This is a genomic window from Flavobacterium sp. GCM10023249 (assembly GCF_042653365.1).
GTDB lineage: Bacteria > Bacteroidota > Bacteroidia > Flavobacteriales > Flavobacteriaceae > Flavobacterium.
In genome coordinates this window covers 127,061-138,764 of the sequence record NZ_JBHSHZ010000008.1, presented here as the reverse complement: position 1 = coordinate 138,764, position 11,704 = coordinate 127,061, and the positions used below count along the sequence as shown (strand labels likewise).

The following is an 11,704-nucleotide window of genomic DNA, read 5'->3' as shown; positions in this document are numbered from 1 at the left end:
TTGCTGTAATAATTACTAGATCTTCATGTGCTTCTTGGGTGAATTCAAAAACCAAAATAGTTGATATAGGTATTCAAATCTTTGTCACCTCGACCGGATAAGTTGATGACCACAATGTCATTTTCTTTGAATTGTTGCTGATCAAGTACCGCCAAAGCATGCGAACTTTCGATTGCCGGTATAATACCTTCTGTTTTGCATAAATTCAAACCGGCTTCCATAGCTTCTGCATCGGTTATAGCTATAAATTGTGCTCTTGCTGTTGCGTGCAGATGAGCATGTAACGGACCAACGCCGGGATAATCCAATCCTGCCGAAATAGAATACGGCTCGGTAATCTGCCCATCTTTGGATTGCATCAATAATGTCTTGCTTCCATGGATAATTCCTATTTTACCAAGTACCGAAGTAGCCGCACTTTCTCCTGTGTTTATACCTTTTCCTGCCGCTTCTACTGCAATTAGCTGTACTTTTTCTTCATCCAAAAAATGATAAAAGGCACCTGCCGCATTGCTGCCTCCACCCACACAGGCAATAACATAATCTGGGTTTTCTTTGCCTTCTTTTTCTTGCAATTGGGCCTTGATTTCCTCAGATATGATGCTTTGGAACTTAGCAACCATGTCGGGATAAGGATGTGGGCCAACCACCGAACCGATGATATAAAAGGTATTAATCGGATTGTTAATCCAATCTCTAATGGCTTCGTTGGTTGCATCTTTTAGGGTTTTTGAGCCTGATGTGGCGGGACGTACTTCAGCGCCTAACATTTTCATTCGTGCTACATTGGGTGCTTGGCGTTCTATGTCTACTGCTCCCATATAAACAATACATTGCAATCCCATCAAAGCGCATACTGTAGCTGTGGCCACACCATGCTGACCGGCTCCTGTTTCGGCTATAATACGGGTTTTCCCCAATCGCTTAGCCAATAATATCTGTCCAATGGTGTTGTTGATTTTATGTGCTCCGGTATGGCATAAATCTTCTCTCTTTAAATAGATTTTTGTATGGTATTTGGAGGATAAACGTTCTGCAAAATAGAGTGGAGTAGGCCTTCCCACATAATCTTTTAATAATTGTTGGAATTCCTCCTGAAAATCCGGTTTCGCAATAATTTCAAGGTACTGTTCACGCAACTCTTCTACGTTAGGATAAAGCATTTCGGGTATAAAGGCACCCCCGAATTCTCCATAAAATCCTTTTTCATTAACTTGATATTTCATTTTGTAATTGTTTTAAAAGTGGTGTGTTTTTTAATCCTGGTTCAATTTCGAATTTGCTATTCACGTCTATCGCATGTATAGGTATGGGCATCGCTTGTATGACTTTAATATCTTCAATTCCAATGCCTCCACTCAAAAAAAAGGGTTTCGCCGATGGATATTTTTCTAAGATTTGCCAATTGAATGGAATGCCATTACCGCCGTGGTTGCTGCCTTTGGTATCAAACAGAAAGTAATCGCATACGTTTTCATAGGGCATGAGGACTTCAAAATCGAAAGTGTCATCTACCGAAAAGACTTTGATGACTTTTACCTCGGTTTGTTGAAATAGCCTACAAAAATCGGGTGTCTCCTTACCATGTAACTGAACATATTGCAAATTGTAGCGACGTACTTTGTCTAAAATATCATCCAAATAGGCATCTACAAAAACGCCAATTTTTTGTGTCGTTGCTGGCAGAATGGGAAGGTATCCGTCAAAATATCGGGGCGATTTTTCGTAAAAGATAAAACCCATGTAATCAGGCTTTAACTGCGCTACCTCCTGAATGTTTTTTTCGTATTTCATACCACATACTTTTACTTTCATGGCTTAGGAAATTAAAACGGTTATGAATTCTTTCGCTGCTTTTGCTGGGTTTTCGGTTTTCATGAAATGCTCGCCTATCAAGAAGCCTTGGTAGCCGAAGGGTTGTAATTCGGAAATGGCACTGGTCGAATGGATTCCGCTTTCCGATACTTTTACAAATTCATCCGGAATATATGCAGCAAGTTGTTTGCTGGTATCCAAACTGACTTCAAAGGTTTTCAAACTGCGGTTGTTAACACCAATCATATCCAAACTTGACATAATGGATTTTTCAAGTTCTTCTCTATTGTGGACTTCCAATAGTACTTCTAAACCTAGCGATTGGGCAAATTCTGACAAATGCTTAATCTCCGCTCTGGTTAAAACTGATGCAATCAATAAAATAGCATCGGCTCCATGGGCTTTGGCTTCTAAAATTTGATATTCATCAACAATGAATTCTTTTCGCAATAAAGGAATGGTTACCGAGGCTTTGGCTAAAAGCAAATCGTCTAATGAGCCTCCAAAATATTTTCCATCTGTCAATACGGATATCCCCGATGCACCGGCATTCTGATAGCCAATAACGACTTCTTCTACCGAAAACGCATTATTAATTACCGACTTCGACGGTGAACGACGCTTGTGCTCGGCGATTATTCCAATCAAATTATGACGTAGGTTTTTGCTTAACGATTGTGTTCTCGCCCCAAAAAGTACCGAATTTTCCAATTGTGCAACCGGAATCAGCTGTTTCTTGAGTTGAACTTCTCTCTTTTTATCTGCTATTATTGTATCTAGTATGGTCATGATGTCTTTTTTTTAAATAGTAGTATTCACTGTTGTTTGTTGAGCCAATATTGCCGCTTGTGGAGCCTCTGTTGCCTGTTGTGGAATCAATATTGCTGCTTGTGGAGCCTCTGTTGCCTATTGTGGAATCAATAGTGCCGCTTGTGGAGCCTCTGTTTCCTGTTGTGGAGCCAATGTTACCGCTTGTGGAGCCTCTAGTGTCTGTTGTGGAACCAATGTTGCCGCTTGTTGAACCTCTGTTGCCTGTTGTGGAGCCATCAAAACGTATAACTCATAATTCATAACTTATAATTTATAACTTAACTGCTGTAACTTCTTCAATTTCTCCAGTGCTTTTCCACTTAGCAGACTTTCCTTTGCTAATGCAATTCCTTCCGTTATCGGAATGTTTTTGACCGTAGCAATAGCCATTCCTGCATTGGCGCAAACCACATTGTTTTGGGCTTCGGTGCCTTTTCCTGATAAGATATCCAAAAAGAGTGCTGCCGATTTCTCAACGGTTATTCCGCCTAAAATGTCATTTTCCTCCAATTTTTTCAACTGAAAGTCTTCCGGTTTCAATAATTGTTCATAGTTTTTGGAGATGATTTTGGTAGTTCCAGTCAATGAAATCTCATCGTACCCATCCAAACTGTGTAGAATAGTGAAGTTGGTGGCTGTGTTTTGATACAAATACGCATACATTCGTGCCAATTCTAAACTGAATACGCCTACCAACTGATGCTTTGGGAAACTTGGATTCACCATCGGTCCTAACATGTTGAAAAAGGTTTTTACTGCCAATTCTTTACGTATTGGTGCTACGTTTTTCATCGCAGGATGGAAGAGGGGAGCATGCAATACACAGATCCCGGCTTCGTCCATGCACTTTCTAAGGAAATCACTGTCGTTACTGAATTGAACACCTAAACTTTCCATAACATTGCTCGATCCGGATATGGAAGAAACGCCGTAATTACCGTGCTTGGCCACTTGTATTCCGGCTCCTGCCGCTACAAATGATGCCAATGTAGAAATATTGAAGGTGTTTTTTCCATCACCCCCGGTTCCGCATAAATCAATCGTATTGTAATCCGACAAATTGATTGCTACGCAAAGTTCTAGTAAGGCTTCTCTAAATCCAGCAAGTTCTTCAATGGTAATGCTTCGCATCATGTAAACGGTTAAAAAACTGGCAATCTGCGCCGGATTGTAGTGCCCGTTGGAAATGTTGACCAATGTCTGCTTCGCTTCTTCCTTAGTCAGCGTTTCGTGTTGGATTAATCGGTTTAATATCGTTTTCATCGTTGTTTTGGTGTTTAGTGTAAGGATGTAAAAGCCCAGGGCTAGTAATTTTACTATCCTTAATTATTATTTTAATTATGTTTCGCTAATTGCTAGTCAATTTGACTGAGTACTAACTACTATGGACTTAGTACTAACTACTATGGACTCAAGAATTAACCCAATTCTGCAGAATTTGCTTCCCATCGGGTGTAAGAACGCTTTCCGGGTGGTATTGCACACCTCTCACATCGAAGGTTTTATGTCGTAATGACATAATTTCTCCGTTGCCATCTACCGAAGTGATTTCAAGTGTTTCTGGAAAATTGACTTTGGAAACTACCCACGAATGATAGCGTCCCACTTCGATTTCGTTGTCTAAACCTTGGAAAAGTACTTCATCGGGAACGGTGATACTGACTTTGGTTGCCACACCATGATAGACTTTTTCAAGGTTGAGTAAACTTCCACCAAATACTTCTCCAATGGCTTGTTGGCCAAGACAAACACCAAGGATACTTTTGGTAGGAGCGTAGGTTTTAATGACTTCTTTTAGTAAACCTGCTTCATCAGGAATTCCCGGTCCTGGCGATAACAAGATTTTATCAAAAGATTTCAGTTCATCAATATAAAATTCATCATTACGGAAAACGGTAACTTCACAGTTTAAATCTTCTAGATAATGCACTAAATTATAAGTGAAGCTATCGTAATTGTCTATGACTACTATTTTTTTCATTTTTTTACTCGTTTTGTTACTGTAACTAATTACTAAATGGTTTCCGCTAATTCTAAAGCTTTGTTCAATGCGCCCAGCTTATTATATACTTCCTGCATTTCGCTTTCTTCACTCGAATCGACAACTATTCCAGCTCCTGCTTGATAATGCAACTGATGATTTTTACTCAAAAAGGTGCGAATCATGATGGCGTGGTTAAAATTACCATCAAAATCCATAAAACCAATCGCTCCTCCATAGAAATTTCGGTTGGTGTTTTCAATCGATTCAATGAGTTGTAAAGCGTTGTGTTTTGGTGCTCCGGAAAGTGTTCCTGCTGGAAATGTATTGGCTACCACTTGCATTGTTGAGGTGTTCTCATGCAATTGACTGCTCACTTTGGAAACCAAATGAATCACATGGGAAAAGAATTGTACTTCTCTGTATTTCTCCACTTCTACATGATGTCCGTTTCTACTTAAATCGTTTCTTGCTAAGTCAACTAACATGATGTGTTCGCTGTTTTCTTTTGGATCTTCAGATAATTGTTTGGCCAAAATAGCATCTTGTTCATCATTTCCCGTTCGTTTGAAGGTTCCTGCTATGGGATGAATTTCAGCTTTTCTGTTGTTGATGACTAATTGTGCCTCAGGTGATGATCCCATGATTTTGAAATTGCCATAATCGAAAAAGAATAAATACGGAGAAGGGTTGATGCTTCGTAAAGCTCGGTATACATTGAACTCATCGCCTTTGAAACCTTGTGTAAAGCGTCTGGATAATACCAACTGGAATACATCGCCTCTTTGACAATGCTTTTTGGCTAAAGCAACATTGCTTTTGAAATCTGCATCGGTTAAATTGGAAACAGATTCACCTTCTTTGACAAACGAATAGGAAGCGAAATTTTTAGATTGGATTAATTGTTCTATTTCTGCAATGTTATTCTGATTGTTAATGCTATGGCAGAATATATACGCTTCATTTTTGAAATGATTAATGGCAATGATGTTTTGATAAACAGCATAATACAGATCCGGAATTTGTAAATCGCTGCTTCTTTTGGTAATGCTTACTTTTTCGAAATAACGCACAGCATCATAACTGGTAAACCCGAATAAACCATTGGTTATGAATTTAAAATCATTTCTTTCGGTTTCAAAACGCGAAGCAAATTCCAGAATGCTTTCTGTAACATTGGTTTGGTTTTCAATTTGTTTCATAGTTGTGCTTCCATCAGGAAGTGTCACAGAAATGCTTTCGTTTTCGATTTTTATACTAGCCATCGGATTGCAGCAGATATACGAAAAACTATTCTCATTGCTATGATAGTCATTACTTTCAAGCAAAAGACTATTCGGGAATTTGTCGCGTATTTTCAAATAAATACTTACCGGCGTAATGGTATCGGCAAGAATTTGTTTGTGGTAAGTATGTAATTTATATTTCATAATGTTTTAGTTTTGAGAATAAAAAAAGGCTTGTCGTGATTGACAAGCCTTTTTATCTATTTTGGTTTTTAAAAATACAGATAGGAGGATTCGCTCACGATTTTCGACGTAAGTAATTCCACCACCAAGTATTGTTTAAAATGTTGTTCATTTTGTTGTTGTTATGTAACGGTACAAATTTATAGAAATGATTTTTGAATATGCAAGTTTTTTTATAAAAAAAATATAAGGCTGAATGATGTGTTCTACTTGAATTATATAAATAAGATAAAAAATTATTGTTTTACGATAATTAATTATTACATTTGCTTTGAATATTTAAATTGAGAACCAATGAAACTCGTCCGTGTTATCGCTTCTTTTTTATTTGTAATTGTAAGAATTGCAGCTGTTTTTTATTTAATTACGGCAATTTATGCCTTGATAAACTGTGTTTTTGCTGGACCTTTTTTCGAAATCATGGAGAAGAATCGCTTTGCTATTAACTTTCCTTTTTCATCCCGTCATTTTCTTTTGGGATCAGAATATACTGTTGCTTATGTGGCAGAAATGGTATTGGGTTTATTGCTTTATGGTTTGTTTTTTTGGGTATTGGGAAGTGTGTTTAAAACGTTTAAGCAGGAACGTTTGTTTACTAATGCCGGATTGAAAAATTTAAAACAGTTTTATCGATTCAATTTAGTATTGTATCCTGTTGCAATAGTGATCTGGTCACTTTTTAGTATTGAAGATTTTCCGTTTTTTGCTATGATTGTTGCACATGCAATAATGGGGGTTTTCATCTTTTTTATGGCTGCTATTTTTCAACAGGGTGTGAATTTGCAAAACGAACAGGACTTATATATTTAAAGTATGCCAATTATAGTAAATGTAGATGTAATGCTGGCTAAGCGTAAAATGCAATCGAAGGAATTGGCAGAAATTCTTGGAATTACTCCAGCTAATTTATCAATTCTGAAGACGGGAAAGGCAAAAGGTATCCGGTTTGAAACCCTTGAAGCGATTTGTAAAGCCTTGGATTGTCAGCCTGGAGATGTTTTAGAATATACCAGCGAATAATTTTTTAGCAGATTGGATTTAAAGTATCGGTTTTTTTGACCGACAGGGATTCTTTTGCCTTAATTTCTCATGAAATAAGTATGTAATTTTTAATCAATAATCATCAATAATCATCAATAATCATCAATAATCAATCAAAATGAACAGTTTAGTAATCAAAAATCTCCATAAAACATATGGAAATGGAGTAAAAGCGATTGATGGTCTTTCGCTTGAAATCAGCAACGGAATGTTTGGCTTATTAGGGCCAAACGGTGCAGGTAAATCCTCTTTTATGAGAACCATTGCAGGTTTACAATTACCAGATAATGGAACAATTGAATTCAATGGTGTGGATATTCTTCAGAATCCGGATTCTATCCGTCAATGTTTAGGATATCTGCCTCAGGAATTCGGTGTGTATCCTAAAATATCGGCCTATAAATTGTTGGAACATTTAGCAGTATTGAAAGGCATTCTGAATAAAAAAGAGCGTCATGAACAAATTCTTTTTTTGTTACAGCAAACCAATTTACTGCCGCATAAAGACAAAGCGGTGCATACTTTTTCAGGCGGAATGCGCCAACGTTTTGGTATTGCACAAGCATTATTGGGAAATCCGAAGATTATTATTGTCGATGAGCCTACAGCCGGTTTGGATCCTGAAGAACGCAACCGTTTTAATAATTTGCTGAGTGAAATAGGGGAGGATAAGATTGTGATTTTTTCCACTCATATCGTGGACGACGTTCGTGATTTATGTACAAAAATGGCAGTTTTAGTGAATGGAAAAATAGTTGTTGAAGGCAATCCTTTTCAAACTATTGCATCACTGAAAGGTAAAATTTGGACGAAAACCGTTGAAAAGTCACACCTTGAAGCATTAAAAACGGAATACAAAGTGATTTCCACCCGTTTGTATGCTGGTAAAATTCAGGTCAATGTGTTTTCTGAAGAAGATTTAAATTCTGGATTCTCTTTAAAATCTCCAGAATTGGAAGATGTTTATTTCAATGAGTTAAGGTTAAATCACACTAAAATTGAATGCTATGTTTAGAAAGATGTTGCAGTTCGAATGGCATTGCCATACTCGAAATGTTTTGTTCTACGCTACTTTTCTAGTGTTGTTTTTGTTGGGTTTTGTGACAACAAGAGGTAGTTTTTCCTTCGCGAACACCAATCATAATTCGCCTTACATTATTGGTTATCTTACTGGGATGATGTCTTTGGTACTTATTTTTTCAATGACGATCATGGTGGCGCAGACCCAATTGAAAGACAGTGAAAGTAAACTGGATGCTATTATTTATGCTACTCCGGTTTCTAAATTCAATTATCTGTTTTCTCGTTTTCTATCCGTGTTTATAATTAGCGGCTTGTCTTATGCCATGCTAATGTTGGGAGTGATGATTGGCCATTTATTCCCTTCGGAAACACAACAGATGGGACCTTTTTCTATTATGGACTATGTGGTTCCGTTTTTGGTCTTTGCCATTCCGAATGTTTTTTTGATTGCGTCAGTAATAATGGCATTGGCTTGGCTAACAAGAAGTAAGCTGATGATTTACGTTGGAGGCTTGTTTATTTACATTTTGTATGTAGTGGGATCGATATTTTCGAATTCGCCCATTTTTGCAGGTGCTTCTCCGGCAACTCCCGAAGCGATGAGTCTGATGGCCAAAATTGATCCATTTGGTTTGGCAGCCTATTTTGAACAAACCAGATATTGGACAGTTGCTCAAAAAAATACGCAAATCGTTTCGATGTCAGGAAATATTCTCTTTAACAGAAGTTTATGGATAGCTATAGCTTTGATGGTTTTATTTATTTCATTTCAATTGTTTTCTTTCAGAAAAGTAAAAGAAAAGGCTAAAAAAACATCAAAAACTAGTAAAAAGGATTTTAAAATAGATAAAAAGCAACTATTCCCTGAAACTGAATTTCATACGATAAAGCATAATTTAAGCATAATTAAAAGTTTTGTCAAAATTGATTTGGCTTTGATTTGCAGGGGAATTCCTTTTGTATTAATTGTAATTATGCTTTCGGGTTTACTAACTATTGAAATTGCTGATGAAATCGATGGAGGCCGACGCATGGCTGAAAGTATCACAACCACAGGTTTAATGATTTCAACTTTGATGGATCGTTTGCCCATAATTATGATTCTGATTCTACTGTTTTATAGCAACGAACTCATTTGGCGTAGTGAAGCAGTAGGTATTTCGGCACTGGAAAAAGCAACACCACACCAACCTGGAATGACTTTTATTGCCAAGTTAATGGCACTTTCTGCCTTACCTTTTATGCTTATAACATTGGGTATTGGAATAGGAATGATTTTTCAGTTGGTAAATGATAATGCGCCAATTGATTTCGGTTTGTACATCGCTCTTTATTACTTTTTGGGATTACCAATGGTATTGATTTCTATTTTGGTTGTAACGATTCAGTCTGTCATTCAAAACCGTTATTTGGGATTGATTGTGGCTTCGACTGTAGCAATTGTATTGTCAACATCAATTGGTCAAATGATTGGAGTAACCTATCCTTTGTTTCGTTTTGCCGATACTTTGAAAGTGGACTATTTTGATATGAATGGCTTTGGTCAATATACCTTTTCCTTCTTGATTAGAATGCTTTATTGCATCGGAATATCACTTATTTTACTGTTTTTGGGTAGTATTTTATGGAAAAGAACTGCTTCAGTTCTCAAAACTTTTAGAGATGTACAACTGAATTTATTTCAGAAGATGCTATTGATTTTGGGTTGTTTGTTCGTTTTGGGTTTTGGAAGTTATACTTTTTACGAAGTAAATATAAAAAGTGAATATTTGACAACTGATGCACAATTTGATTGGCAACAAGAATATGAGAAACAATACAGAAAATACGAAGATTTAATACAACCAACCATCACTTCGGTAAAGACAAAAGTTGATTTATATCCAAATGAAAATCGCTATGAAGTTGAAGGAAGCTATGAACTGATTAATAAATCAGAAAAACCAATTGACAGTTTACTTTTGTATGTTACCAATGCTGTCAAATTGAAATCTATCACTGTTTTCAATGCAAAATTGGTGTCAAATGAGGAGCAATTCGGACATTTTTGGTACAAACTAAATACTCCACTATCACCGGGTCAGAGTACAAAAGTAAGTTTTTCGTTCTTTTCCTCTTGGTCGCCATTTACAGGTCATACACCATTCAATTCTATCATTGATAATGGTTCGTTCATGCGTATTAGTAATTATTATCCGCGATTGGGTTACCAAACGGATAATGAAATGACGAATTCCAAAGAACGGAAAAAACGCAATATGCCAGATGAAACTCCCATCCGGAAATTGGAAGATAAAGAAACACAATCGTATGATTTTATTGATTTTGATGCAGTAGTTTCTACTTCTGAAGAGCAAATTGTTGTTGGTGTTGGCGATTTAATGAGCCAGTGGAAATCAGAAGGAAGAAATTATTTTCATTACAAATCCAATGGAAAAATGCCGTTTCGTTTTGCATTTTCTTCAGCCGAATATGAAATGAAAAAAGAATATTATAAAGGAGTTTCAATTGAAATCTATTATGATCAAAGACATGGACGAAATACCGGAGAACTGATTTCGGCAACTAAAAAAACATTGGATTATTGCCAAAAGAATTTTGGGCCGTATCCTTACAAAACGATTCGATATGCCGAAGTTTCTGCTTTTGCCGAAGGTTTCGCAGCCACAGCATATCCATCTACGATTTATATGAAAGAAAATTTTGGGTTTTATAGTGACATTACTCGTGGTGATAAAGAAGATATCATCAATCAATTGGCAGGCCATGAATTATCACATCAGTGGTGGGGAAATTGTCAGTTCAACCCGGAAGAAAAAGAAGGCGGCTATATCTTAACAGAAACTTTAGCAATGTATACCGAAATTATGCTTTACCAAAAGCGTCACGGATGGGAACGTACATTAGAAACACTAAGAATTCATCAAGATTTGTATTTAAGTAGCCGCAGTTTTGTAATCGAAATGCCATTGTATAAAACCCATTATGATACACCGCATTTGCCTTATAACAAAGGTACGGTTGTCATGCATCAATTGTGTATGCTAATAGGAGAGAAGAATGTCAATAAAGCACTGCGGAATTTGATGATTCATTATGCTTATCCAAAAAAAGCAGCTGATACACGTGATTTTCTAAATGAAATTAATAAGGTTTCACCAAAATCTACGCATGCCAAGATTAATGAGTTGTTCAAACAGATTGTGACGTATTCGGCAAAAATTGAATCGGTTCATACTAAAATGAATTCAAATGGTAGGTATGAAATCACTTTTGAAGTCAGTATTTCCAAATTCAGTGAAGATGGAAAAGGAAAGCAAACTATGATTAAAAATGATGAAACACTTGATGTTGCTTTTTACGACAATAACGGTAAGCAAATCATTAAAAAATTCCCAATTTCTGGAAATAAAGTAAAAGGAAGAATGACATTGGGTTCAAAACCGGAATCGATCGAAATTGACCCCAAATTGATGATAATGGATACTTTTTTGGAAGATAATGTGAAGCAAATCAATTAAAATGTAAAAAAGCCAGCTGTAAAGCTGGCTTCTTGTTTTTGGGT

At 36.6% G+C, this 11,704-nt stretch carries 11 protein-coding genes; 4 read left to right on the top strand and 7 right to left on the bottom strand.

Annotated features, from left to right (window positions below; genetic code table 11):
- Positions 1–44: 44 nt before the first annotated feature.
- The 7 genes from trpB to ACFO7M_RS06430 all read right to left on the bottom strand — a co-directional run bounded on the left by trpB (position 45) and on the right by ACFO7M_RS06430 (position 6,036).
- A complete protein-coding gene (gene trpB / locus ACFO7M_RS06460; protein ID WP_379734694.1) occupies positions 45–1,226 on the bottom strand; it encodes a tryptophan synthase subunit beta in 1,182 nt (393 codons plus the stop codon).
- Positions 1,210–1,815: a phosphoribosylanthranilate isomerase gene (locus ACFO7M_RS06455; protein WP_379734692.1), complete on the bottom strand. Its 606-nt coding sequence runs from the start codon at positions 1,813–1,815 to the stop codon at positions 1,210–1,212. Before ACFO7M_RS06455 ends, trpB begins: the two co-directional genes overlap by 17 nt.
- Positions 1,816–1,818: 3 nt before the next feature.
- Positions 1,819–2,604, bottom strand: a complete 786-nt coding sequence (trpC, locus tag ACFO7M_RS06450) for an indole-3-glycerol phosphate synthase TrpC (protein ID WP_379734690.1) — start codon at positions 2,602–2,604, stop codon at positions 1,819–1,821.
- A gap of 117 nt (positions 2,605–2,721) precedes the next feature.
- Positions 2,722–2,886 (bottom strand): hypothetical protein, encoded by a 165-nt coding sequence (locus ACFO7M_RS06445; RefSeq protein ID WP_379711825.1) that lies wholly within the window; start codon positions 2,884–2,886, stop codon positions 2,722–2,724.
- Between the two features lie 3 nt (positions 2,887–2,889).
- A complete protein-coding gene (trpD, locus tag ACFO7M_RS06440) occupies positions 2,890–3,888 on the bottom strand; it encodes an anthranilate phosphoribosyltransferase (RefSeq protein ID WP_379734688.1) in 999 nt (332 codons plus the stop codon).
- Positions 3,889–4,036: 148 nt separating this feature from the next.
- Positions 4,037–4,606 carry an anthranilate synthase component II gene (locus tag ACFO7M_RS06435; RefSeq protein WP_379734686.1) on the bottom strand — a complete coding sequence of 190 codons (570 nt, stop codon included), beginning with the start codon at positions 4,604–4,606 and terminating at the stop codon, positions 4,037–4,039.
- Between the two features lie 32 nt (positions 4,607–4,638).
- Positions 4,639–6,036, bottom strand: coding sequence for an anthranilate synthase component I family protein (locus ACFO7M_RS06430; protein ID WP_379734684.1), 1,398 nt, complete (start codon positions 6,034–6,036; stop codon positions 4,639–4,641).
- Between the two features lie 333 nt (positions 6,037–6,369).
- On the opposite strand from ACFO7M_RS06430, the gene ACFO7M_RS06425 reads away from it, so the two are divergent.
- The 4 genes from ACFO7M_RS06425 to ACFO7M_RS06410 all read left to right on the top strand — a co-directional run bounded on the left by ACFO7M_RS06425 (position 6,370) and on the right by ACFO7M_RS06410 (position 11,660).
- Positions 6,370–6,885 carry a DUF2975 domain-containing protein gene (locus tag ACFO7M_RS06425; protein ID WP_379711833.1) on the top strand — a complete coding sequence of 172 codons (516 nt, stop codon included), beginning with the start codon at positions 6,370–6,372 and terminating at the stop codon, positions 6,883–6,885.
- 3 nt (positions 6,886–6,888) lie between these two features.
- The gene (locus ACFO7M_RS06420) at positions 6,889–7,095 is read left to right on the top strand and encodes a helix-turn-helix domain-containing protein (protein ID WP_379711835.1); all 207 of its coding nucleotides are present in this window, start codon (positions 6,889–6,891) and stop codon (positions 7,093–7,095) included.
- 139 nt (positions 7,096–7,234) lie between these two features.
- Complete coding sequence (locus ACFO7M_RS06415) at positions 7,235–8,131, top strand: ABC transporter ATP-binding protein (protein ID WP_379734683.1); 897 nt, start codon at positions 7,235–7,237, stop codon at positions 8,129–8,131.
- Complete coding sequence (locus tag ACFO7M_RS06410; RefSeq protein WP_379734681.1) at positions 8,124–11,660, top strand: M1 family aminopeptidase; 3,537 nt, start codon at positions 8,124–8,126, stop codon at positions 11,658–11,660. Before ACFO7M_RS06415 ends, ACFO7M_RS06410 begins: the two co-directional genes overlap by 8 nt.
- Positions 11,661–11,704 lie beyond the last annotated feature (44 nt).